Here is a 23,830-nt window from a genome sequence, read left to right as displayed (position 1 = left end):
CCTTACTCATCCATTTGCATTGTTAGAACGGATATAATAAAAAATAAATTTAGGAAGAGCTTTTCTTTAATTACAATACTGCGCTACCAAATCATTTAAATATTCAATGTTTGTAGCAGTTACATTTTCAGATATTCTAGCCGCAATAATAATAGGTGCCCATTGAAAAATCTCATCTCTCGATAATCCAGTATTTCTGCAATAAATATGCAAATACTTTTCAGCTAATTCTACCGAAGATTGTGAGTACAACAAGTATGTCCGAAACAAATCTGCGCGAATGTCACCTGAACTAGCATCTACCCAGTCTATAATTTTCACATTATTATTACTCATAATTAAGTTAAACGGATGGAAATCCCCATGACATAATCTAGGCTCAAATTTGATTGAATGTAACTTATTCAATATATTTTCTTTTTGTTTTTCATCTAATTTATGTACAGATTTAATTTGACGCTCTAACTTTTCTCTCATTGATTCTATTTCATCTGACTTTACACAAATAGAATGAATCTTTTTTTGTTCATTCACACAAATATTTATGTAATAGTCTGCCTCTTTTAGATTATTAAGCAGGAGCTCACCTATACTGTCTCCTTTTACGTATTCCATAATAATTGCCTGTCTATTTTGTATCTTTGTCACTTCAAATACGTTTGGAACTGGTAGCCCACATGAATAAGCATATTTTTGTTTTTTTGCTTCATTCATAGACTCTGTATCTGGAAGATATTCTTTAAATAATTTTACAACTTTAGTCTCATAGAGGTAAATTTCCGCAGTATTCCCTTTTGCTATCGGATTTCCTAAATTCAATTTATTTCTCTCCTTACAGTAAATTAAGCTAACATCTTATACTACTCTATAAATTCAGTGTAATTAGGCTGAAACCCTTCTCCATGAAAATATAAAAAACTTACCACTTTCTATCCTTAAATAGAAAGCGGTAAGTTTAATTTACTAGGAATATCGGAAGGAAACTCTGTTGTATGCACAATCGAAAATGTATATCCCTGTTCAATAAATGATATTTCATTATTCTTACATTCAAATGGTATACTATTTTTCTTAAAGTTGATTTGGACCTGCTGTAAAAATGCGGGATCCGGTGTTCCGAAAGAAACATGTACTTTCGGTGGTAAAGCTTTCATCGCAATCGGAATCCAAGGTCGCTGCCACCATGTTGCAACAATATATGCAGTGCCTCCAACTACAAAGTTAAAAATGTCCCCATCTTCCATCGTTTTCATATTTAGATTTGATTTCAGCCATTCCCTAAAAACAGGAACACTTTTAACAGGAAGACCAATTTCCCTTACGTATAAAATGTTTAAAGGTGACTGTGGTACTAATACCTCCTCTTTAACATAACTATGTGCGATAATTTCAAGAAGGTTTCCATCTCCGTCTCTAAAGTATAAATTGAATCGGCCATCCTCTTCATCAATTGTATGACCATCTTTCCATTTCGCAATAAGTAATCCAGACTCTTTTAGCCATCTTGCAGTTTCATAAAATTTTGAATATGGGATTTCAAAGGCGAAGTGCGCAGGTGCAATTGGCTCATACACTTCTTGAAAACTAATTGTTGTATACGGTGTTACTTCAAATTGAATGTAGGATGCTGTTTCTTTTTTTATTGGAAAAGATAATACTTCCCTATAAACTTGTTTTACCCCTTCTATAGAAACTGTTTGTAGTTTTATATCTGATATATGTGTAATCACACTACATTCCCCCTCGTTCTTATTATCTATTCGTATTGTATTACATTTATAAATAGATAGAATCAAACGGAAGGATGGATTTTTCAAATGAAAACTACAACTTTAGTATGAATATTTAAGTTTATCCTGCATTGTTTCCATACAAAAAAAGCTGCCTTTTCTTAAACGAAGAGCAGCTTTTACAATAAAACATATTATGATTTTACAGCAATAATCATAAACCTTTTTGAATTCGTACGAATCCCTTTTTCAGAACTATTAACATCAATGAAACTTTGTAAAATCGTAAAATCTTCTGCCTCTTCTCCAAAATTAGGAATAATAGGCGTATGTTTTAATAAGAAAATAAGATCTTCAGGCGTACTGTAATAATCAGTCACATCATATTCACGTACTTGCACGAGTTCAAATCCTGCACTAATAAGTTCACTCATATACTTTTCTTTTAATGTGCCATCTCTTTCACCTAAGCATTGTCCTCGTCCAAATGCTTCCTTAAGATTTAATTTATCATGTTCGCAAACTTGTTGCGTTAAGAAAAAAGCACCTTGTTTCATTACTTTTGCTAATTCAGATGCTATAAACGGAGCATGACAACTAGAAGCAATATTAAAATACTCATGCGGAAAAGTTAATGCTTCAGAATCCATTTGAAAAAACTCAACGTTTTGTACACCTGATATTTTCAAGTTGGAATGTGCCTTTTCAATCATGCCATTAGAATTATCTATTCCAATTAATAATTTGGCTGAAGATGCTATGTTAAGTACATTTTCTCCTCCACCTGTACCAACATCAAGTAGAGTGTCTGATAGTTTACATCTTTCTTTCACTTCTCCATAAAAGTCCCACGTATCTCCTACAGTTTCACATTTTATTTTACTAAAATCCCATCCATTTAATCTTCCTACTTTATCATAAAAGCTTTTGTACTCTAATTCGTTCACCTTATACTTCCCCCTTTGTTGATGCTTACATATTCTATAGATTCTTAATGAAAATGAGTCATCAATTATTTATTCTAAATATGCAAGCCAAGCCTTATAAAACGCTAGAACAGGTGATATCTTTTACTTTTTTCTTTATGTAGAGCTTTTTTGCATATTTTGTTTTCTTCTGTTTGTTCATAAAACATCACTCCTTCCAAATAACCGCCTTTAATTACATTCAATAACTACCAAAATATTTTTACTTACTATTATACTTAATAATAATAGTAATCTTTAAATTTATTTATTAAAATATAATAAAATAAAGATTACAAGAAAACCCTATTCTATACCACACTTAATTTACATAATAATTTTATGCTTTATTTCTAACTGTATATTCTAAATTTCCTCTCCCCCAACTACACTTACTATGGAACATAATACTAACTGTTTTTCCATGTTCAGATAAACTATATTTTATGTAAAATAGATTACTACAGACAATGTATTGTTTCCTGATGGACAATACACATACCACTAAATTATTAGCAACAAAAACCCCTTATTAAGGTATCTTTCGTTGCTAATTTACAAACTGCTGAAGTAATACAGGATCCTCTTTTAAAAGTTCTGATAAAAACATAAGTTGTGGAAAAGGTTGTAAAATTAACTCATTATCCATTTTTTCTTTCAATATAGAAACTCCGCCTTGATTTATATAATCATTTAATGTTATTTTCCCCGTACAAATTAATTCAATATCATTTAATGAAAGTAACAGTAGTCCATTCGTTTCAGAAGATGGTTTAGGTAGCATCTTTGAATAGGCAACATACATGATAGATAAACTCTCATCTGGACTATCAATAATTAATATTGGATTGACTTCATTTTCTACTTTTACTTTCTTAGATTGTGCATTCCAACTCTCTTTATAATATGTAGTTGGTGAATTTAATATAGTAATATCGATAGAAGCTTCTTCTTCCACCTCTCTTTTAGCAGTTTCTACTGCTGTTTCATCCGCTTCTATATGTCCTCCAAGTCTTACTACACCTAATGTATCCCTTTTACTCGTTGGTCCAACTTGAAAAACAAATAAATTCTTATACATTACATATGCACCAGATGTTCGTACATTCTTATCTATATGTATCAATATTCCCCCTCCAAAATTAACCATCTCACAATCCAGTTTACTATAATTTTATTATGTTTTTAAATAATCTTCAATCCAAAGCCTTTATTTTTATTTCCTCCTTAAAATACATGCAAAAAGTAGGATTCACCAAAAAATTACAGAATTATAAATATAACAAGTATTGGACGGATGATTTTCAAATTCCTCTATCATAAAGGTGGTATAAACAGTGTGAAACCTATACAAGAACGTAGCCTTACCGTAAAGACAACTTTTTCTAAAGAATATAAGATTTTTATTTTTGGTTTACTCATTTCACGAATTGGGGACTCATTGTATACTTTTGCGTTACCTTGGATTGCCTATCAATTAACCGGTTCAGCTGTCATTATGAGTTCTTTATTTGCTATTAACGTATTGCCAATCGTTTTATTTGGTCCTTTAGTTGGTGTAATAATTGATCGTTATGATCGAAAAAAGTTACTTTTGGTAGCGGATATTACCAATATTATTTTAGTAAGTCTTGTTCCAATACTACATTCATTACATCTATTAGAAATTTGGTATTTATACATAATTACTTTTATCTTAGCAGTTATGTCCATGCTTTTTGATGTAACAACTGTTACAGTCATTCCGCAAATTGCTGGAGCATCCTAAACGAAGGCCAATTCTTTCTATCAAATGGTCAATCAATTGGCTAGTTTATTTGGTCCAATGATAGCTGGGGTCTTCATTTCTTTTATTGGCGGCTTTCATTTGCTTTGGATTAATGTTCTTTCATTTATTGCAACATTAGTTGCTGTGATGTTATTACCGTCTATGAAAACCACAAATAAAAAATGTGAAGATAAAAATACACTTCAAAATATACTATCTGATTTGGTTAATGGATTTAAATGGCTCAAAAATGACCGCTTAAATTTAGCTTTATCTTTTCAAGCTATGATAGGAAACTTTGGAGCAAGTGCAGTTTTAGGTATATTCATGTATTATTTATTATCCACATTACAACTTACCCCAGAACAAAGTGGGGTTAATTATTCATTAATTGGAATAGGTGGTCTTTTAGGAAGCTTGTTTGCAGTTCCTTTAGAAAAGAGGTTGCAGCGCGGTATACTAATTCCTTTACTCCTATTTGTTGGAGCAATTGGCTTAACTTTTGCGCTTTGGAGCACATATTGGCTCGCTCCCGGAATTGCTTTCGGTATTGCAATGACTTGCAATATTGCATGGAATACCATTGTAGCCTCAGTCCGTCAGGAAACAGTTCCATCAAATATGCAAGGAAGAGTTTTAGGATTTTCACGTGTACTTACACGATTAGCTATGCCACTCGGGGCATTAGTAGGAGGCATTCTTTCAGCTTATAATCCAGTGTATGTATTTGCTTTAGCTGCTTTCACGAAGCTACTTGAAGTTCTTATTGCACTATATAGTCCGATACGAAAACTATAATAGAAGGAAAGATAATTATATATGATTGGTTAATTGTAATTACGGATAAGTTGATAAAGAAAAAAGGCATATCATAATGCCTTTTTCTTTATCATCATTTTACTGGATAACAAACTTCTGTAACCCACTTATTAGGATCCGATTCCATCGCTGGGCTCACATGATAAATATTAAACATTGGGCCTGCTAATTCGTAACCTTCTGTCTCAATCCATTTTGCCGCAGCTTCATTTACAGCTGTCATTTGTTCATAACTTCCATTAACCGTTATGGAAGCTACATTGGTTGATTTTACATTTTTAAATGCAACGTCTTTTGTATTTTTTTGATTCCCTAAAATACTTAGCTGTATTTCTACATCTACATCATTTTCTTTGTATTCACGATCATGGAAAACTGCAATACTATAACTCGGATGGGCAATACTAATATTTTTCATTTGTATTTCTTGCATTAATACACCCCATAAATCCTCTTCGCGATTATAAGATGGAATAATCTTTCTAACACTAGCTACATTTCTTTCTGGAATTTCCTTTATTGAAACATGATAGTTCATCTCAACTACATCCTCTCTCATCGATTTCATTGAATCTTCGAGGAGACGTAATTGTTTTTGGAGGTTAGTCATGTCTTCTTTAATTTGAGCACTACGATTTAAAAATTGCTCCTTAATACCATCTATATTATCGCATTCTATTATTTCTTTAATGGTAGCGATATTAAATCCCATATCTTTTAACGTTTGAATTTGATTTACTTTCTTTAATTGGGCTGCTGAATAGTATCGGTACCCACTCTGCTCATCAACTTTTATTGGTTGTAATAATTCCACTTTATCGTAGTGTCTCAACATCCGAATACTAATTGAAGATAGTTTTGAAAAGTCTCCTATTTTAAACATGATTTCCTCCTATAAGTTACATCTACTTCGAAGCTCAACTTCATCTTAAACAATGACATTGTGTGAGAGTCAACTGTTTATAACACTTAAATTATATTTCTTTCATTCTTTCCCTTTATACTTACTTCCTTCTTAAGGCTATAAGAATTGATATTAGTCCGTTCACAGCTAATAAAGTTACAATAATACTTGTAAATAAAGCTACGTCTGGCGCAAATATTTTAATCGTACGCCATGGTGAACTTGTACTATAAGTAAGTAGTGGGATGAAAACAATAGATATTAGTAGGGATAGACTCCCTATGAATAACCAAATTACCTTTTTTCCAGTTTTTATATGTTTATACTTTTTAATTAACATAATTGATATTATGAAAAGTATGAGAGTAACTATCAACAAAAGTTCTTCTCCATTCAAAATACTAATAATCCCCTTTTTCAATACTGATAGTGCGGTTTCTTCTAATACATGATTTTTATTTGTTAAAATCACACCACTCCAGCCACTTTTATTTAAAATAAATATTTCTGCACGAGCATCAGGCGTTGATCCTGAATGCCAAATCATCGTTTCACTTTCATTTATATTTGTTGTTCTTAATCCAAAACCATAACTTTTTTCTGAATTTATCTTATAAAGTGGTGATAGATAAAGATCCATGTTTTCTTTCTTTAATAATTGAGGATCCTCTGGACGATTCAAAAACATAATATATTGAATCATATCTTCTAAATTTGCAGTAATATAGCCATACGGTGCCCCGGTATTATCATAGGACACTACACTTTTTCTTGGAATGCCAAACCAAGACTGATAACCTGTTAAATAACCTTTTTCATATGCAGTTTCTTTACTTGCTGCCGCGCCATTCATATTTAATGGCTGAAAAATATACTTTTGCATATATGATGAATATGTTTCATTTGCGACTTCTTCAATAAGTGCGCCTAAAACAATATAATTTGCATTACTATATTGATATTTTTCACCTGGTGGAGCAGTTACTTTTACATTTGAAAGCTTCATTACATTTTCTTTTAATGCTGTAGAACTTTTGGATTGCTTATCTGATAATAATAAGCCCTCATATGTGCTTATTCCACTTGTATGAGTTAGTAGATGTTGGATTGTTATAGTTGAGGATATTTGAGAATCTTTTAGTTTAAACCAGGGGAGGTATCGTTGAACGGGATCTTCTAATTTTATTTTTTTATCTTCTATTAATTTCACGATAGCTAAAGCTGTTAAAGATTTACTTATTGAGCCGATTGCAAATGGAGTTTTACTAGTTACCTTTTTTTCAGATTCTCCAGTAATCCCCCACGTTTTAGTGAAGAATATATCTTTATTATGTACAATTGCAACAGAAGCTCCCGGAATGCTCTGCTCCTTTATAAATTTTTCAATATACTTATCTAATGTAACTTTAACTTTTTGCTGAGCGTAAACTTTTGAAGGTGTGATACATAATATTAATACATTACAAAGAAGACAAATTAGAGACATTTTATAGATCGTATTCTTCATTATACTTTAGATGCTTTCTTTTTTTATAACTTACTAAGCTAATAAATACCAATACAGAGAGCGTCAAACTAGTCATTATTAATAATGCGTTCCACCATTGATTCTCAGATATGCGATATAAAAGATTATACTGAAATGCATTTTTACTATTAGTTGGATTAAATGATTCAGTTAAAAATATTGAAAATATAGTTTGCGAGACGAGGTAAGTAATAATTGCGATGAATATGTCACGTAAGATAAGTGTGTTAGATTTTCCTTTTTCATTTTGAAGTTGTTTCATTTTAACTTGCAAATCAATTTCATTTATTTCTATAAAATCTTGAACAAATAATTGAGGTGTACCTAAATCATCTATACTATCTTCACCATGTTCACGACATTCTTGAATGTGTTCTAATATTTGTCTCTTAATATTTTCCCTCTCTTCTAAACTAATATCGTATTGCTTTAATTCCTTTAGTACGTCTGTTAAAAATTGCTTTTCTTTACTTATCAATCCATTCCTCATTTCAGAAGTTCTCCTTTCAAACCGGTTTTTAATAGTGTTTGAATGTCTGCTTGCAATTCTAACCACTCATTAATTTTCTTTTCAAGACGTATTTTCCCATTTTCATTAATTTCATAATAAATTCTAACTTTACCACTGTCTGTTATTTCTTGATAAGTATTAACCCACTCTTGATTTTTCAACTTAGTTAAAATGGGGTAAATACTTCCTACTCCTTTCAATTTTAAATTGTTTACTTCAAGTTCTTTCATAATCTCATAACCATAACTCTTCTTTTTTGACAAAATAGATAATACACACATTTCTAAATGACCTTTAATTAAGCTTGTTCTATCCATAGGATAAATTTAACAGAAATATATACTTCATTCAAGTATATATTTCTGTTAAATGCAAAAAAACAGACAATAAAACGAAAAGATTAACAAACAACAATACCACTTATCAACTGTTTTTAATCTTAATAATCACTTTTATAATATAATAATTACACAATGAATATAACCTTTAAGGTAATTATCCTCTTACTTCAATAACCTTATCTTTATATATTTCAAACCATTGTTGCCATTCATCTTTAGAAAATTCTTTTTCTTCTCCTTCTAGAACGGCAGAAAAAAGATCTAAACAAATATGCCAACCTGCTATATCTTTCGGTGTATGATCAGTTAATTCATGAATGTATTCTTTAAGAAGTAAAAGAGAACCATTTTCCTCTTTATGTATTTCAAATCGGACACGATCTTTACCCCAAGTAAATTCAAGTACTGAGTTTACTTGACATTCTAAAATATCAATATTTATGAATGAACCATCCATCATATCAAACTTTATGACTCCACCTGTTTTAAGGCTTTCAACCTGTAAATTAGACATCCATTTTTTCAGCTTACTGGTTTCTGTTAAAGCAGACCAAACTTCCTCTATTGTATATGGAAATTCGCGTTCAAATTTTACAATATATCCATTAGTTAGTTTTCCAATTTCAGCTATCATATTGATTGCCCCCTTTTATAGAATGTATGTTCTTATTTCATTTTACACGAATATAAATATAAAATAAATCTTTATGTCAATGAAGTATTAATTTAAAGTTAATGGTGATGAGAAAAACTTAAATATTTTCTAAATCGAGTTATATAATCGTGAGAATTAATTATCATGTATATTAAATATAGACTTACGCACAAATAAAAAGAGCCGCATTTGCGACTCATGAAATTATAAAATTAACTCCTGCTTTTGTTGAATGATTTACCTCTTAATCGCATCAACAATTAAAGACGGAAAACCAAGTTTATCGCCTTTATTTCTAGAATCATATCTTTTCGAGCGGAAAATCACACCGTCGTTTGCATCCCATTCATTGTAATAAAACTGACCATTTTCATCACAATATTCAAGTAAAACCACCTCAAATCCAGCAGTTTCAAACATTTTCGTTAATGTTTTATAGTTATGAACAATTTTATGACTTGCTGCAGGATGATCTTTCGGGCCAGGTCCGCCTATTTGAACTATATTTTGGTACGCTTCATCTCGGAAAAATGCATCAGGAACACCGCACCGAATGTGCCCTGCTGGCTTTAAAAATTCATAACAAATTTCAGCTGCTTTTACACCTTCTTCAAAAGTAAGATGTTCCCATATATGCTCTGCTAAAATAGCTGAAATAGAGTTGTATTCAAATCTTTCTTCCCACGTAGCTTTATCTAGTAGGTTAAGTTCATCTTCTTGCGTTTGAATCCAGCCTGGATTATTATTAAACTCTCCAGCTCCGACTACTACTTTAATTTCGTCTTGTTTTATTGCCAACACTTTCACCTCATAAACATATTAATTTATTAATATGTTCTATGTTTAGTATTATCTTTCCTTCTTCAACCAATTTAATAGCATGAGTACAGTACAATACCGAACTCATGCCTGAAATTCGTCTAACAAAACGATTTTCTAACTTTATAGAATCAGTTCATGAAATACAACTATTTTTATACAATTTATATACGATTTTTCTTACATAAACATAAAACAACAAACATTAACATAAAACCAATCACGTAAAAACTTGTTGTTCCACTGCCACCAGTGTTAGGGATTACCCAATTATTTTTCACATTTTTCACTGTTAGTTTTTGTGTCCTTACCTCTTCTATAATTTCTATTTCTATTGGATCTCTAAGTAACATATATCCGTTTGGTGCTTTTATTTCTTGAATCGTATACTTTCCAAGTGCTAATTGGTCGGAAATCACCTTTCCTTTTTCATCCGTTGTTAATCTACTAACTTCTTTACCTTCTTTATCTAAGACTTGAAATACAGCACCTTTTAGTTTTAAATTAATGTCCTTATCATCGACTTTCTCAATTTCAATTTGCCCAGTCGGATCTGGTAATTTCTTATTTGCTATTTTAATTTCTACTACTACATCTCTTTCTATTTTTACAGCTATTTTATCTTTTAATAATTCGTAACCTCTTGGTGCTTCTACTTCCACTAAGGTATAGTTACCTATTGGCAAATCTTTTGATATCGCTTCTCCTTTTTCATCTGTTACTAACAAGGTGAGTACTGTACCAGCAATAACCAGCCATATGCCCATTGCTGCACTGCTAGTTGTACTTGCACCCGTATGGGGAAGCTCTCTATCTGTAGATTCTTTTTTATCGGAGTTACTGTTGTTAGTGTTATTAACAAGACCATTAGCTTTGCTAGTGTCTTTATCTTTCACAAATATTTTTTGTATTGTTTTTACCTCATTACCTGCAGAATCTCTGACACTATATATTATTTCGAGTGTACCAGGTTTAGAGGTATCTATAGTTCCTTCATACGCTACTTTAGAGGTAAGGTCACCATCCTCTTTATCAGTAGCTGATACTCCTACCATTGGGTCAAATTTTTCTCCCTTAGTGATTGTAGTTGTAGCAGGTACTTTTAGTATTGGTAATTCATTTTCAACTTCTTCTCTAACTTTGACCATTACAGTTTGTTTCGCAGTTACTTCATGGCCTTGAGAATCTGTCACTGTGTACGTTACTACGTAAGTACCGGCTTTAGAGGTATCTACTTCACCCTCAACTTTTACTTTAAAAGTAAGATCGCCGTCTTCTTTATCAATAGCTTTTACTTTTACCATTGGATCGAATGAATCTCCTACAGTAATTGTCGCTGCATCAGGAACTGTTAATGTAGGGTTTAAATCTGATGTTTCTCCATTTCCCTCTACAATTACAGTCTGTGTTGCCGTTGCTTTCCCACCTTGAGAATCAACGACAGAGTAATCCACAATGTATTTTCCTGGTTTAGAAGTATTTACATCACCTTTATGTTCTACTCGATTTGTTAAATCACCATCTTCTTTATCAATAGCTTTTATATTGCTCATTGGATCAAATTTATCACCGACACGTAGTATAATTGTTGGTGGTACTGTTAAATCTGGGACTTGATTTGCCTCAGTTTTTTCATTTTCTTTCACTGTTCCTTTAATTTTCGCTGCATCAAATGCTTTTTGAACCGCTTCAACCTCAATTGAATTCGCACCATATTTGTTCGTTGCAACTTTAAGGCATGCTAATCTTAATTCAGAGAAATTAGAAGTCATGTTCAATTCATCAGTATTTGCATAATAGAAAATATCAAACATTTTATCTTCACCAATACCATTTACAGTTACACCGTTATGAGTGCCGCCTTGTGCAATTAAATACGCGACTTTATTAATAATACTTGAGTTAAAATGAACGCCCTCATTATCTTCTCCGTTTAAATCACTGTATTTGGTATAATCATCTGGGTATGGTACTCCATCAAAAAATTTGACTGAAGATGGATTTTTCATATTACGAAGAACGGATCCACTTTGTTCTCCTATTGTCCAATTAAATTCTCCATTATTTACATATTTCTCAATAGCCGTTCCCATAATATCAGATAATGCTTCATTAATTGCCCCCGATTCCCCAAAGAATTCAAGATTAGATTCGCTAGATGTAACCGCATGTGTAAATTCATGGCCTGCTATGTCAAACGCTCTAACCATTGGATCACCATATATAAGCATACTAACGTTGTTAATATTAGCACTAATTGCATTCCCCCAGTTTTTAGGATCATCTGTTTCTCCAGAATCCCATGCATGCACAACTGATACTACTTTTTTCCCCTTATTATCAAAACTATTACGCTTATATTTATCTTTATAAAAATCATATACCTTTGTTGCTAAGAAATGGGCACTTACCGCCTTTGAATCATTAAATGTTGTTGAAGTGCCAGTTGCTAATATACCCGGATAATACCTTCCTTCAAAAGTAATATCTCTATAATTTACATCATACGTCTCAATTCCTTGTCCTCTTGTGTAATCAGCAAGCGCATATTTTCCGTCACTCTGTTCTGAAATACCAAATGTGCGAGTTATACCGACATCATCTTTTCCCGTTCCAGTTAATGATATGAAATTGCTTTTTCTAGTTTCTTTTAAAGACTCAACATGCTCTTCACTTACTGTTAAAGCTGATTCTTGTACCATATTTTTCAACATATCACCATTTTGAGCGTTCACTAAATAAGTTCCAGATACATAATTTGGTGTTACAGCAGCAAATGTAACTTGATATGCATTACTAGCCTGTCCATTATTTTCATCAACAAAAATAATTTCTTTAACTTCTGGCTCAGAAATAAATTTAATATCATTTCCATACTTCGTATAAATATATTGTTTTGCTTCTTCTTTTGATAAATTGATAGGATTCTTTAAATTTGCTTTTGCTAAATTTTGTGCGCTGTTCCCTGAAACACTTTTAATAATACCTTTTTTATCTACATGAGCAGTCAATTGGTGTCCATATACTTCTTTTCCTTCATATATTTGTTGCATACGCACAAGTGTAGTCCCATCATATGAAACACGTTTTTGAAGAACCTTATAATCTACCCCTTTGTCTCCACTAACTTGTTTTGGAGACAAAGCATGCTCCGTCTTTTCCTTAAGTGCGTCTTTCACTACATTTTCTGGCGTCTTTTGTGATGGTTGTGTAAGTTCTCCTGTGCGGAACAAATCCTCTTGAACATCAACTTGCATTTGAATCGTTTCCTCTGCATAACCTACTCCAGATGGTGTTACGCTTGTTAAAGCTAAACCTGTTGTTAATGCAACTATAGCTATTTCTTTTTTATTTTTCATGTTTTTCCCCTCGTATCATTTCCTGAAATATGAAACCGCTAAAATTTATATAATCTATTCCTAACATAAAAAGATGACCTCTGTAATCAACAAAAGTCATCTCTTCAATATGTAATATACCTAATATATTTTTAATGCATAATTTCTATATAAAACAGAAAAATCATTCATTAACGAGCATTTTGCAATACTTTTATTAGGTCATTTATATTTTCAACTTTCTGCTGAAACTGATCAAATCTACTATGTAGCAATGAAGGATTTTTATCTTCAGTTGAAATAACTTTTTTTAATTCCTGCTCTAATTTATCATATGTATCAAAGAAATTATCAAATTCTACACTTACAAGTTCTTCATTTTCACGATAAAATCTTTTTGCTTCTATATAAGTTATATATGATTTATTTAAAAACCCTAATGAAATTAAATATTTAGAAGTGTTTTCTTGGTAAATAGCAATATCACATGATATTTTCATATCAGAATAAGTCTTTTGAACGAAACAATGCAACTCAAAAATCTTAAACTTTAATACATTATTCATTTCATCCCCTCCCATCCTATCTATTCTACATAAAAAAAGAATATTATACAAAGTAAAATATCAATATAGTACAAAAATAAAAAGCGAAAGAATAACTTCTTTCGCTTTTTACAGTAATACATACATTTCATATTGTGCTAAAGCATTCTTTTCAAATCCGGTTTTCTTTAAAAATCCTTCTAGTAAATTATTGTTTGGAAACCCAATTGATAAACTTGACACATTTAAGTTTTCTCTTGCCATTTGTAATAATCTTGATCCAATACCACGATTTCTATAGTCTTTGTCTACGAAAAGAAAACTAATTTTACCTTGTTCATTCATACATATTGAGCCTTTTAAATCATTATCGACATATGCGCCATAAAATGTATGATTTGTTTTTTCAATATAATCCATATCATTTTGCCAATTTATATGGAAATGTAACCATTTTTGAATTTCAACTTTAAAAGTTGGAAAATTTAATTGTTTTACTTCAATTCCCTTACAATCTTTATTTATTATTTTAGTCATATCTTTTAAATTATAATAAGATAGATCATATACTTTTTCATAGCCTAATTTATTATAAAAACGAATCGCTCGGTCATTGCCTACAATGACTTCAAGGAAAAGTTGCTTACACTCATTTTGAATCGCCTCTTCTTTATGCAGTTCAAATAACTTTTGACTCACACCAATACCGCGATAATTCGGATGAACCGCTAATGTTCCGCAGCGCATTGTTTTTATGTTTTCATAATCCTTTATTCCACCAAGTATTACACCAACTGATTTGTCACCGTCTACAGCAAGAAACGAGTGTTCTAACGAATTCCCTTCAGCTCCAAAAAATCTTTTTATAAAATCTTCTTTTGAAACTTCCATTTTAATAATGTAATCTGAAAAGCCATCTCTAAAAGCTTCATATACTAAATCTATACTTACTTCACTGCACCTTTTGTATTGAATCATATAAAATTCCCCCCACTTACTCGTGTTAAACTTAACATTCAAATACATAAAATGTACTAGCTCTACTCTACCCATCATTCTTTAATTTTTAATCCTACCATTTAATTTGAAATAAACGGGCACTTCCCCACATATCTGTCACTATTAATTTGTTTTATAACAAACGGTGCAATATCACTATTTTGAATTTTGATTCCTGGCATATCTACTAAACTCTCGTTTATATGTCCAATACCATTTCCCTCTATAACAAATGGTAATCTAACAATTGTCCAATCTACTTCACTACTTTGGATAATTTGTAATTCCTTATATTTATCTTGCATCATTTTGGATAAAAAAACTTTAAATAAGGTAGCCCCTATTTTATTTACAATTCCCTTTTGATCTCCTGTAACATTTAAAGAACCTCCGGAAATTACAATATATCTTTTTATTTCAAACTCCTTCATTGCTTCTAAAATATGCTTCGTTACTGTGCTAAAAATATAAAATTCATTTTTGGGTTGACCTACTGCATTAATTACAGCTCGACATCCTTTAAGTAATTTACGTATTGAAGCAAAATCACGTGCATCTCCATTAATAATCTCTAAATTTTCATTTGTTATTTTGATATTATTAGAATTTCTTGTTAATATTTTTACTTGATATCCCTTTTCTAACGCTTCGTTTACAAGAAATTTCCCAGCTTTTCCGTTCGCGCCCAAAATAGCTATTTTATTTGTACTTTCCAATATTATCCCCTCTTACTATCTATGATTTACTACATTAATCTCATATACACGTAAAAAAGCAATTAAATGCTCACATGCTCGTTCACATGCTAACACTTTAAAGATTTTTTGTTCCTCTTTCGTTTTATCATTCGCTTGATCTGAAGCAGCTTTTAAACATAGAAAAGGTTTGTTATTGATTTGGCACACATAAGCAAAAGCTGCCACTTCTTGATCAACCGCTAATGCTCCATATACAGTATGGAGTAAATATCTCATTTCTGAACTACGAATACGTTGATCTCCAGATAAAAATGTACCATAATGAATCGGATCATATGATCGTATCTTTTTTATTCTTCTTACAAGCGACTTTGTTGTTTCAATAGGTGCTGTCCTACCATTATATAAATTAAAAACATCTTCCCCCGAACCAGCAGCAGTAACATCGTGTTGTATTGCATTAAGAGCTACTACAATATGTCCATTTTTCACCTTATTTGATAGACTTCCACATATTCCTGTCATAAACAACTCATCTGGCTGAAACTCACTAATTAATAATTGTACACAACTTGCACAGCTTACTTTCCCAACTCCCGTTATAACTGAAATAATTTCCAGATCATTTATAGTATGAAAATGAAATTCCCAAGCTGCTCTTTTTTCAATGCGTTTACTTGGATAATATTGATGCAAATACGTAAGTTCAGGTTCCCAAGCTGCTACGATTGCAATACGTTTCATTACACGCTTCACTTCCCCTATTGTTATCATGTAAATACTTTATCTATACTCTCTCGTTCATAATCTGGAATCCACTCTTTATATTGCTCATATAAAGTGAAACTTTAATCAGTGGGGGTTTTCTTCATCCCCCACTGATTATTAGTTGAACCAATCGGACTTTTATGGGCAGCCCGATTCCCACCTAACTTCTTTGTTTTCGCTGAATTTTGAGGTGAGGGTCTTACTGCCCATTAAAGCGGGATAAACTTCGTATTATTTCTTTATTCTTCGTAATTACTTCACTTCCTCTATCATCATACATAAACATAATAATATCTTTTGTTATATTTATGAGAAATACATCTGGATAAGAAGTTTCTTTTTTTCGTCCAAAACGAGGAAAAAGATTTGGAAGATCTTTATGATTCGGTGTTTAAATAGGCCGCTTATGCTTTATATCACCAGTGAACCATTTTAATGAAAAATGATATGTACAATACAAGTCAACTTCTTCATCTTTAAATAAAAATGGCATTGTTTCTTGCCTTATATGATGCTTTAAGTCTCTTTTCTAAATAAATCGTCTATATATTTATTTTCTGTAGATTTTCCACATTTTCCTTTTTCAATCGATAACCATTTGTTATTAAAAACACTTTATCTTCTTTTGAAAATATATCTTCAAATAAGTGTTTATTAAATGTACGGCACTAATGTAACCCCAGGGAATGTTTGATTCACATATTCTTTTAATTGCATTCGTATACCCTTTCTACTCTATAATTTCTTTTAACTGCCAATATGCATCTTTTAGCCAAGGATGTATAACTTTCAACGTTTCTTTTCTTTCCCACAAAAATGAAATATATGCAAAAGCAGCATGTTCTAAAGATTTTTCTATCCCCTTTTTTACTTCTACTAAGTATGGTGGTGTCCCATTTTGATCCCATTCTATTTTATCAGCAACAAATAACACTAAATCCATCTTCGTTGCATGTTTACGCAACGTGGTATGGCAACAAATTGCATTTAAAATCTCTTCATCTGTTACTTTAAATATCTGTTCTGCGATTACTCTCGACAATTTTTGATGAATAATCATTGGAAACTCTCGCTCTTCTTGTAATATCTCTATTCCGAATTGCTCAGCAACTACAATCCGATCTCCATTCGGAAAGATTGCACTAATATCATGTAAATATCCTGCAATTGCTGCCTTTTCTTCATTTACATGATACATAACTGCAATTTTACGAGACTCATTTGCGACTCGAATTGAATGTTTATATGTAACTTCTTTCTTGTATTTTAATAGAAAAGCTTTTATATCATTTTCAATTTCTCCAGTTGGAGTAAATGAGTATATATCCTTTTATAGCATCGTATGTCCCCTTCTTCCTAACCTTCAATATAACGCTGTATTTAAATATCCTTTTTATTTGTATTCGTTATGAATGTTTTAATCCCTTTTTATACGTTACATGAAATTTTATGTAGAATCATTGCTACAAAACACATAAATGTTTGATATTATAGTAATGTTAATGATTTGTAAGGAAAGGAACTACATAATGAATAAAAATATATTAATTATTGATGACGATAAAGAAATTGTTGAATTACTTGCTGTTTATTTGCGAAATGAAGGCTATAACATTTATAAAGCATATGATGGCGATGAAGCATTACAAATGATTTCTACATATGAAGTTGACCTTATGATTTTGGATATTATGATGCCAAAACGAAATGGATTAGAAGTTTGTCAAGAAGTTCGTGAAAATAATACTGTACCTATTCTTATGCTGAGTGCAAAAGCAGAAGATATGGATAAAATATTAGGACTTATGACAGGCGCTGATGATTATATGATTAAACCATTTAATCCATTAGAATTAGTAGCTAGAGTGAAAGCTTTGCTACGACGATCAGCTTTCCAAAAGGCCACTTCCCAAAAGAATGAAGATGGTATGATTCGCATTCGTTCTGCTGAAATACACAAACATAATCATACCGTTAAAGTAAATGGCGAATATATTAAGCTTACATCTATTGAATTTGATATTTTATATTTACTCGCGAGTAATACAGGAAGAGTATTTAGTTCTGAAGAAATATTTGAACGTGTTTGGAATGAAGATGGTTATGGTTCAAATAAAACTGTAATGGTCCACATTAGTAATTTACGAGATAAGCTTGAAACAGGAATGAATGGAGAAAAGTTTATTCATACTGTTTGGGGAGTAGGCTACAAAATTGAGAAATGAAGCATTTGATATATTAAAAGATATCCCGAAATGGAAACTCATTTTTTGGCTCTTATTAGCTATCACACTCACTCCTATTACTGAATTAATTATATATCGCCTCGTTACGAGTGTAATTGAGAGTTCGCTTACGTTAAGCGAACTTGGTAAAGAATTCATTAGAATTTTTGGTTATGAAAAATATAAAGGAATAAAAGAATCTCTATGGATGATGATTGTCTCTTATTTATTTTTATTTTCTATTTTCTCATCCTACCTATACATTTTTTATCGTCATGAACGAAAGCTTTACTATGAAACTTGTATTAAAAAAATGATAGAAGAGATCCGCTATATTGCAAATGGAAACTTCAATCATAAAGTTTCTATCGTAAACCATAATTATCTAGAAGAGTTAGCAAGCGGGGTTAATCAAATTGTTGAACAATTGAAAGTCTCGATTGATGAAGAAAGACAGGCAGAACAAGCAAAAAGCGAATTGATTACAAATGTATCGCATGATTTACGTACTCCTCTTACCTCTATAGTTGGATACGTGAATTTAATCCACCATGATAATTATAGAGATGAAGTAGAATTACGGCATTATATACAAGTCATTTACGATAAAGTAACTCGTCTTAATGCATTAATGAATGATTTGTTTGAATATACGCGTGTTCAAAATAAAGAATTAAGTTTATATTCTGTCCCTATTGATATTGTAGAACTTCTTGGACAATTAACTGTTCAATTTCGAATACAGCTTCAAGAGGCTAATATTGATTGTCGCCCCTTTTTCCCATCAAATAAGTTAATGGTATTAGCTGATGGAGACAAATTAGTGCGCGTATTTGAAAATCTAATTATTAATGCTATCGCTTACGGTAACGATGGTGATTATATTGATATTACTGCTTATGAAAGTAATAATATGATCGCAATCGATATAACCAATTACGGCCAACCTATTCCTAGTACCGATTTACCTCATATTTTTGAACGTTTTTATCGCGTTGAGAAATCGCGCTCTACAAACACTGGTGGATCTGGACTCGGATTGGCAATTGCAAAAAGTATTGTCGAATTGCATAAAGGAACAATTGAAGTGTATAGTGATGACAAAAAAACAACATTCACTGTAAAACTACAACCATACAAATGTTAATACAGCTTAATTTTAGGTCCAATTTCTTACAATATAAGAAATTGGACCTTTCATTTTCCAGCAACATCCAAATTTTAATAATCCTTTATAATTCTTTAGAAATTCTTTACCTTTTCTTTCTTCCTAATTAAGCATTCCTTTTTACAATATTATTATCGACGTCATAATAGGAGGATCGCTTATGCAATTCTTAAAAAAATTCACAATTTTATTATTATCTTTTGTTATTACCGCACTTATCGTTTTATATTTTTACCTTTATGTAAATGGCCCAATTATTCAAGCTAAATCAGCTATTTTAATAGATGCTCATTCAGGTGAAGTTGTTTATACAAAAAATGAAGAAACTCCTATACAATCGGCTACTTTATCTAAATTAATGACAGAATATATCGCACTAGAACAACTGAATGAAGGAAATATACAGTTAGATGAAGTCGTAAAAATAAGTAACGAAGTTTTCCAAGCAGAAACGAGTCCTATACAAGTAACTTCGAAAGATAAAACGACGGTTCGTGATTTACTACATGCATTGTTATTGACAGGGAATAATCGTTCCGCACTTGCCCTTGCAGAACATATTGCTGGAAACGAAGATAATTTTACACAGTTAATGAATGAAAAAGCAAAACGTCTAAAGTTATCACAACCATCTCCGTTTCTAAACGCTACTGGAATGAATAACGATACAAATAAACTTTCAACTACAACAGCAATTGAAGTTGCTAAACTAGCAACAGAATTAGTAACAGACTTTCCAGATGTACTGAACGTTACAAAACTAACCTCTTACCAGTTCTCCTTCAAAGATACGAAAGTTTTCAACACTAATAAAATGATATATTCCCTTAATAAAAACATTAAACTCCAAGGTGTTGATGGCTTACAAACTAGTTTTTCAACTAATGGTAATTATAGTTTTGTCAGTACCGCAAAACGAGGAGATACTAGACTTATTTCAGTAATATTAGACGCCGAAAATGAAAACAGTACGTTTATTGAAACAAAAAAGTTACTTCAGTACGGCTTTGATCCTTCTTCTTACTCTGCACTCCAAGCGTTCCAAGATGCTGTTACATCTTGGACAGTTTTGCTTCAGTTTAAAAATTTAATTATACAAACATTGTTGATTTTCTTCATTATTACAATTTTAATGTTTTTACATATACGTCAGAAAAAATCCGAGGATTTAAATTAGGAAATTTTCTTATATAAAAAACGGCTTGTATTTACAGTGCAAGCCGTTTTCTAAATCTATAGTCCTCTTCCAATTAAATTCGCTGAAACAGGCTGAAAGTTTAACTCTCTCGCCCATATAGATAGCTGGCCAATATGGTGAATTTCATGCACAATTACATGTCTCAAAACTTCACCATATGTATATGTTTTATCTGTCCACGAAGCTTTTAATATTTTACATTCTAAGTTAGCTGACCATACTTGTAAAAAACCTTCTAATTCTCGTTTATACAAATCAGATAACACTTTCACTTTCTGGATTGATTGATAATCTTTAAACTGCGGTTCACTATCTTCTTTTCCTTTAAGCGCATTAATTCAGCTATACTCAACATCAACAATATGAAATAATGTTTCTAAAATACTTCCAACACCACCAACACGCTTGCGAAGTAATACTTCCTCTGAAAGTTGCTCACACCACTTAAACCAATCATCTCTTACTTGCCAATTATATTGCAATAAAGTGTACACATTTATCTCTCCCCTACCTCAATTATCCACTTAATAGCATCTATAATATAATGTGGCTCATCTTTTTGAATATAGTGACCGCTTTGTTCTGCAATTACAAACTTATTATTGCTCGATAATCGTAATAATTCTTCTTGCAATTGTAACCATTTCATTTGTGCTTCTTGCGAATAAAAGGCTTTTTTACCAGCAGCTAACACGATAAGTGGAATATTTCTCATTGACTGACAATGTTTATCTGCTTCACCTAGACTAAACATAAACTCTTCATAAGAACTTTCATGTACAAATTGTTTATAGTAAGCTTCTTGAAATTCAGGAGACATGATCGGCAAAAAAGCTTCTTTATAATTTTCTGGTGTCGAATCAACTAAAACTACTCCCATCATATTCTCGGGATAAAAAGTCGTAAATAAACGTGCATTTATACCGCCAAAAGAATGTCCTATGAAAATATAGGGCGGTTTCAGTTGCAATTTCTCTAAGCAACTTCTTAATTCTTTTATCATTTCAGAACTAATACGTCGGTTGGAACTATTCCCACTTTTCCCCAATCCAGCTCGATCATATGTAAGTACCGTCCCATATTCAGTCAGCCCTTCAGCAATATGATCCCATGCCTTTGAATAATCGCCATAACCTGCCTCCATTATAATAACAGGTTGCAACTTCTTTCCTTGGAATACTTTTGAATACATTTTAAAATCATCAACTTGTATATATTCCTCTATACATTTAACCATTGACGATTACTTCTCTCTGATTCAGTTCCTCGTCAATTTGATTAATTATTTCCTCCACAGATAAAGATCCATCCAAAACAATATCTGAATTTGGCTTTACAGTATGAAGCGCCTCTAAATAAGCTTTTCTAGCATATGTTATATAATGCTTTAAATCATTATGTATTTCACTCATTGTATCCTCTTTAAAATCTCGCAAAATTCTTCTAGCCATCGCAATATCTAAAGGCGTATCGATAAATATAGTTACATCAATGAATTGTCGCATTTCACTATTTAAGTATGCAAAAGGATAATCTACAATAATATAATCTACATTACTATCTCGTATAAGATGCCGAATATCCTTAATTAATGGCGTGAGTACCCATTCATCATAATTCGCTCCATCATCAATCCATTTACAAATATCTGCAGGACAGTTATCAAATTTATAACTATCAAAATAAAGAGCTTTTGAATTTTTCAACTCATTTGTTAATCTTTCTGTAACAGTAGTTTTACCTCCGCCTGAAACAGCTGCAATTGAAATTACTTTAGTATTTTTATTCATAACTTCCCACCATACCCCTTTTAATTAACATAACATAATTATAAAAAACTATTAGTTTCTTCACTCCATTCATATTCTAACATACTCATTTCCCATAAATTCCAATACGTTTCCCCTACTTTTTTTGATTCTCTTAATAAACCTTCTTTTACAAATCCTATTTTTTCATAACATGAAATGGCCGCCGTATTAAAATCATAGACACCTAGAGTGACTCTATGTAGTTTTAATTCTTCAAATGCAATATGAAGAACTGCTTTCATCATATGTTTCCCTATAGAACGTCCTCTCATTTTCGTATCACCAACTAGCACTTTTCCAATCCTTGCAGACTTATTTATGTTGTCTATTCGCCCAAGTGAAATATGACCAATTACTTCTTTGCTCTCTTCATCTATTACTTTGAATGGAAGTGTATTTGTACTTTCTATATATTGTTCTAATTGCTGATTATTTAAAGGATATGTAAATGCATTTCCTGACCATTGTATTAAAAAATCCTCAGAATGAATCCAGTTTATTAACTGTTTAAAATCCTTTCTTTTAAAAGGCTCTAGTCCAATCATTCCTATTCTCCTTTCTTAAAGCATTATTTCTAGCCTCAACCTTAATTCTACGTAAAGAATAGATTCTCCTTTTATACAAAATTAAAATAAAGCCATTCATATGAATGGCTTTACAAATAAACAGCATAATTATGCTTTATTTGCTACATCGACACCGTTAAAATCAAACTCAGCAGTAACCGTTGTAACAGGTGGGAAAATTGCTTCAATTTTGCAAATGGAAATAATTACTCCAACCGATCCAGGAATAGCTGCAAGCTTAACTACATCACAACTTACAGACGAAACAGTACCTACATAAGTACGTCCCTCTGTATTAATTTGAACTGTTCGATTAATTAATTTCTTAAGTTCATCTCTAATTCCTTGTACACAAGAATTATTACATTTCTCATGCTGTTCTTTTTTACACTCTTCGAATACTTCCCAACAATCATCCTGTTTACATGTACACTTCTTTTTACAATTATTAAATCGAGAACCCAATACCTCACC

General features: G+C 31.5%; 22 protein-coding genes and 7 pseudogenes. 4 read left to right on the top strand and 25 right to left on the bottom strand.

From position 1 onward, the window contains the following. Positions 1-66: 66 nt before the first annotated feature. From EKQ63_RS13770 to EKQ63_RS13755, 5 genes and pseudogenes are all read right to left on the bottom strand, one after another. On the bottom strand, positions 67-819 hold the full coding sequence (locus tag EKQ63_RS13770; RefSeq protein ID WP_087996975.1) for a phosphotransferase family protein: 753 nt from the start codon (positions 817-819) through the stop codon (positions 67-69). A 116-nt stretch (positions 820-935) separates the two neighbouring features. Beyond that, the gene (locus EKQ63_RS13765; RefSeq protein WP_143881138.1) at positions 936-1,730 is read right to left on the bottom strand and encodes a VOC family protein; all 795 of its coding nucleotides are present in this window, start codon (positions 1,728-1,730) and stop codon (positions 936-938) included. Between the two features lie 194 nt (positions 1,731-1,924). Continuing rightward, entirely contained in the window at positions 1,925-2,677 is a 753-nt protein-coding gene (locus tag EKQ63_RS13760; protein WP_087953689.1) for a class I SAM-dependent methyltransferase, read from the bottom strand. Positions 2,678-3,035: 358 nt separating this feature from the next. Then, positions 3,036-3,143 (bottom strand): annotated as a pseudogene (locus EKQ63_RS30250) (transcriptional regulator); the annotation flags it as partial. 102 nt (positions 3,144-3,245) lie between these two features. Next, a complete protein-coding gene (locus EKQ63_RS13755; RefSeq protein ID WP_087996972.1) occupies positions 3,246-3,821 on the bottom strand; it encodes an NUDIX hydrolase in 576 nt (191 codons plus the stop codon). A gap of 213 nt (positions 3,822-4,034) precedes the next feature. Between EKQ63_RS13755 and EKQ63_RS13750 the strand changes: the two are divergent. Continuing rightward, positions 4,035-5,261: pseudogene (locus EKQ63_RS13750) on the top strand (MFS transporter). Positions 5,262-5,355: 94 nt separating this feature from the next. Here EKQ63_RS13750 and EKQ63_RS13745 read toward each other — a convergent pair. The 15 genes and pseudogenes from EKQ63_RS13745 to yqeK all read right to left on the bottom strand — a co-directional run bounded on the left by EKQ63_RS13745 (position 5,356) and on the right by yqeK (position 17,712). Then, complete coding sequence (locus EKQ63_RS13745; protein WP_143881137.1) at positions 5,356-6,165, bottom strand: MerR family transcriptional regulator; 810 nt, start codon at positions 6,163-6,165, stop codon at positions 5,356-5,358. Positions 6,166-6,286: 121 nt separating this feature from the next. Beyond that, positions 6,287-7,693, bottom strand: coding sequence for a serine hydrolase domain-containing protein (locus EKQ63_RS13740; protein ID WP_143881136.1), 1,407 nt, complete (start codon positions 7,691-7,693; stop codon positions 6,287-6,289). Beyond that, the gene (locus EKQ63_RS13735; RefSeq protein WP_087953694.1) at positions 7,674-8,204 is read right to left on the bottom strand and encodes a DUF1129 domain-containing protein; all 531 of its coding nucleotides are present in this window, start codon (positions 8,202-8,204) and stop codon (positions 7,674-7,676) included. The genes EKQ63_RS13740 and EKQ63_RS13735 overlap by 20 nt, the downstream gene beginning before the upstream one ends. Then, entirely contained in the window at positions 8,201-8,542 is a 342-nt protein-coding gene (locus tag EKQ63_RS13730; RefSeq protein WP_087953695.1) for a PadR family transcriptional regulator, read from the bottom strand. The genes EKQ63_RS13735 and EKQ63_RS13730 overlap by 4 nt, the downstream gene beginning before the upstream one ends. Positions 8,543-8,720: 178 nt before the next feature. Next, positions 8,721-9,200 carry an SRPBCC family protein gene (locus EKQ63_RS13725; RefSeq protein WP_087953696.1) on the bottom strand — a complete coding sequence of 160 codons (480 nt, stop codon included), beginning with the start codon at positions 9,198-9,200 and terminating at the stop codon, positions 8,721-8,723. Positions 9,201-9,458: 258 nt separating this feature from the next. Further along, complete coding sequence (locus EKQ63_RS13720) at positions 9,459-10,019, bottom strand: class I SAM-dependent methyltransferase (protein WP_048554525.1); 561 nt, start codon at positions 10,017-10,019, stop codon at positions 9,459-9,461. 185 nt (positions 10,020-10,204) lie between these two features. Further along, a pseudogene (locus tag EKQ63_RS30695) lies at positions 10,205-10,753 on the bottom strand (collagen binding domain-containing protein); the annotation flags it as partial. A gap of 12 nt (positions 10,754-10,765) precedes the next feature. Continuing rightward, positions 10,766-13,399: pseudogene (locus EKQ63_RS13715) on the bottom strand (M4 family metallopeptidase); the annotation flags it as partial. 170 nt (positions 13,400-13,569) lie between these two features. Beyond that, a complete protein-coding gene (locus EKQ63_RS13710) occupies positions 13,570-13,944 on the bottom strand; it encodes a hypothetical protein (protein WP_087953700.1) in 375 nt (124 codons plus the stop codon). A 108-nt stretch (positions 13,945-14,052) separates the two neighbouring features. Next, positions 14,053-14,901 (bottom strand): GNAT family N-acetyltransferase, encoded by an 849-nt coding sequence (locus EKQ63_RS13705; protein WP_087953701.1) that lies wholly within the window; start codon positions 14,899-14,901, stop codon positions 14,053-14,055. A 101-nt stretch (positions 14,902-15,002) separates the two neighbouring features. Further along, positions 15,003-15,638 carry an SDR family oxidoreductase gene (locus tag EKQ63_RS13700; RefSeq protein WP_087953702.1) on the bottom strand — a complete coding sequence of 212 codons (636 nt, stop codon included), beginning with the start codon at positions 15,636-15,638 and terminating at the stop codon, positions 15,003-15,005. Between the two features lie 15 nt (positions 15,639-15,653). Further along, entirely contained in the window at positions 15,654-16,391 is a 738-nt protein-coding gene (mtnN, locus tag EKQ63_RS13695) for a 5'-methylthioadenosine/S-adenosylhomocysteine nucleosidase (RefSeq protein WP_140421213.1), read from the bottom strand. Further along, positions 16,391-16,462 (bottom strand): annotated as a pseudogene (locus EKQ63_RS13690) (DUF3885 domain-containing protein); the annotation flags it as partial. The gene mtnN and the pseudogene EKQ63_RS13690, both read right to left, overlap by 1 nt. A 125-nt stretch (positions 16,463-16,587) precedes the next feature. Continuing rightward, positions 16,588-17,105, bottom strand: a pseudogene (locus EKQ63_RS30240) (DUF3885 domain-containing protein). 13 nt (positions 17,106-17,118) lie between these two features. Then, entirely contained in the window at positions 17,119-17,712 is a 594-nt protein-coding gene (gene yqeK / locus EKQ63_RS13680) for a bis(5'-nucleosyl)-tetraphosphatase (symmetrical) YqeK (protein ID WP_223290801.1), read from the bottom strand. Positions 17,713-17,917: 205 nt separating this feature from the next. On the opposite strand from yqeK, the gene EKQ63_RS13675 reads away from it, so the two are divergent. The 3 genes from EKQ63_RS13675 to EKQ63_RS13665 all read left to right on the top strand — a co-directional run bounded on the left by EKQ63_RS13675 (position 17,918) and on the right by EKQ63_RS13665 (position 20,958). Beyond that, positions 17,918-18,613, top strand: coding sequence for a response regulator transcription factor (locus tag EKQ63_RS13675; RefSeq protein ID WP_087953706.1), 696 nt, complete (start codon positions 17,918-17,920; stop codon positions 18,611-18,613). Beyond that, positions 18,603-19,760 (top strand): sensor histidine kinase, encoded by a 1,158-nt coding sequence (locus EKQ63_RS13670; protein WP_087953707.1) that lies wholly within the window; start codon positions 18,603-18,605, stop codon positions 19,758-19,760. Before EKQ63_RS13675 ends, EKQ63_RS13670 begins: the two co-directional genes overlap by 11 nt. A gap of 181 nt (positions 19,761-19,941) precedes the next feature. Beyond that, a complete protein-coding gene (locus tag EKQ63_RS13665) occupies positions 19,942-20,958 on the top strand; it encodes a D-alanyl-D-alanine carboxypeptidase family protein (protein WP_087953708.1) in 1,017 nt (338 codons plus the stop codon). 56 nt (positions 20,959-21,014) lie between these two features. On the opposite strand, the pseudogene EKQ63_RS13660 reads toward EKQ63_RS13665, so the two are convergent. The 5 genes and pseudogenes from EKQ63_RS13660 to EKQ63_RS13640 form a co-directional block, all read right to left on the bottom strand. Next, a pseudogene (locus EKQ63_RS13660) lies at positions 21,015-21,473 on the bottom strand (DinB family protein). A 2-nt stretch (positions 21,474-21,475) separates the two neighbouring features. Then, positions 21,476-22,216, bottom strand: a complete 741-nt coding sequence (locus EKQ63_RS13655; protein WP_087996959.1) for an alpha/beta fold hydrolase — start codon at positions 22,214-22,216, stop codon at positions 21,476-21,478. Further along, on the bottom strand, positions 22,209-22,769 hold the full coding sequence (locus EKQ63_RS13650) for a nucleoside/nucleotide kinase family protein (protein ID WP_087953710.1): 561 nt from the start codon (positions 22,767-22,769) through the stop codon (positions 22,209-22,211). The genes EKQ63_RS13655 and EKQ63_RS13650 overlap by 8 nt, the downstream gene beginning before the upstream one ends. A gap of 38 nt (positions 22,770-22,807) precedes the next feature. Then, positions 22,808-23,335 carry a GNAT family N-acetyltransferase gene (locus EKQ63_RS13645; RefSeq protein ID WP_087953711.1) on the bottom strand — a complete coding sequence of 176 codons (528 nt, stop codon included), beginning with the start codon at positions 23,333-23,335 and terminating at the stop codon, positions 22,808-22,810. A 129-nt stretch (positions 23,336-23,464) separates the two neighbouring features. After that, positions 23,465-23,821: a hypothetical protein gene (locus tag EKQ63_RS13640; protein WP_087953712.1), complete on the bottom strand. Its 357-nt coding sequence runs from the start codon at positions 23,819-23,821 to the stop codon at positions 23,465-23,467. Positions 23,822-23,830 lie beyond the last annotated feature (9 nt).

This window comes from Bacillus sp. BD59S, assembly GCF_007363175.1.
Lineage (GTDB): Bacteria > Bacillota > Bacilli > Bacillales > Bacillaceae_G > Bacillus_A > Bacillus_A pacificus.
This window is presented reverse-complemented; position numbering and strand designations above follow the sequence as displayed.

What these genes read in the sequence shown, in the direction of transcription:
- EKQ63_RS13655 (WP_087996959.1), bottom strand. Translation starts at nt 22,216, where the DNA reads ATGGTTAAATGTATAGAGGAATATATACAAGTTGATGATTTTAAAATG.
- EKQ63_RS13665 (WP_087953708.1), top strand. Translation starts at nt 19,942, where the DNA reads ATGCAATTCTTAAAAAAATTCACAATTTTATTATTATCTTTTGTTATT.
- EKQ63_RS13740 (WP_143881136.1), bottom strand. Translation starts at nt 7,693, where the DNA reads ATGAAGAATACGATCTATAAAATGTCTCTAATTTGTCTTCTTTGTAAT.
- EKQ63_RS13650 (WP_087953710.1), bottom strand. Translation starts at nt 22,769, where the DNA reads ATGAATAAAAATACTAAAGTAATTTCAATTGCAGCTGTTTCAGGCGGA.
- EKQ63_RS13735 (WP_087953694.1), bottom strand. Translation starts at nt 8,204, where the DNA reads ATGAGGAATGGATTGATAAGTAAAGAAAAGCAATTTTTAACAGACGTA.
- EKQ63_RS13745 (WP_143881137.1), bottom strand. Translation starts at nt 6,165, where the DNA reads ATGTTTAAAATAGGAGACTTTTCAAAACTATCTTCAATTAGTATTCGG.
- EKQ63_RS13730 (WP_087953695.1), bottom strand. Translation starts at nt 8,542, where the DNA reads ATGGATAGAACAAGCTTAATTAAAGGTCATTTAGAAATGTGTGTATTA.
- EKQ63_RS13645 (WP_087953711.1), bottom strand. Translation starts at nt 23,335, where the DNA reads ATGATTGGACTAGAGCCTTTTAAAAGAAAGGATTTTAAACAGTTAATA.
- EKQ63_RS13725 (WP_087953696.1), bottom strand. Translation starts at nt 9,200, where the DNA reads ATGATAGCTGAAATTGGAAAACTAACTAATGGATATATTGTAAAATTT.
- EKQ63_RS13710 (WP_087953700.1), bottom strand. Translation starts at nt 13,944, where the DNA reads ATGAATAATGTATTAAAGTTTAAGATTTTTGAGTTGCATTGTTTCGTT.
- EKQ63_RS13705 (WP_087953701.1), bottom strand. Translation starts at nt 14,901, where the DNA reads ATGATTCAATACAAAAGGTGCAGTGAAGTAAGTATAGATTTAGTATAT.
- EKQ63_RS13675 (WP_087953706.1), top strand. Translation starts at nt 17,918, where the DNA reads ATGAATAAAAATATATTAATTATTGATGACGATAAAGAAATTGTTGAA.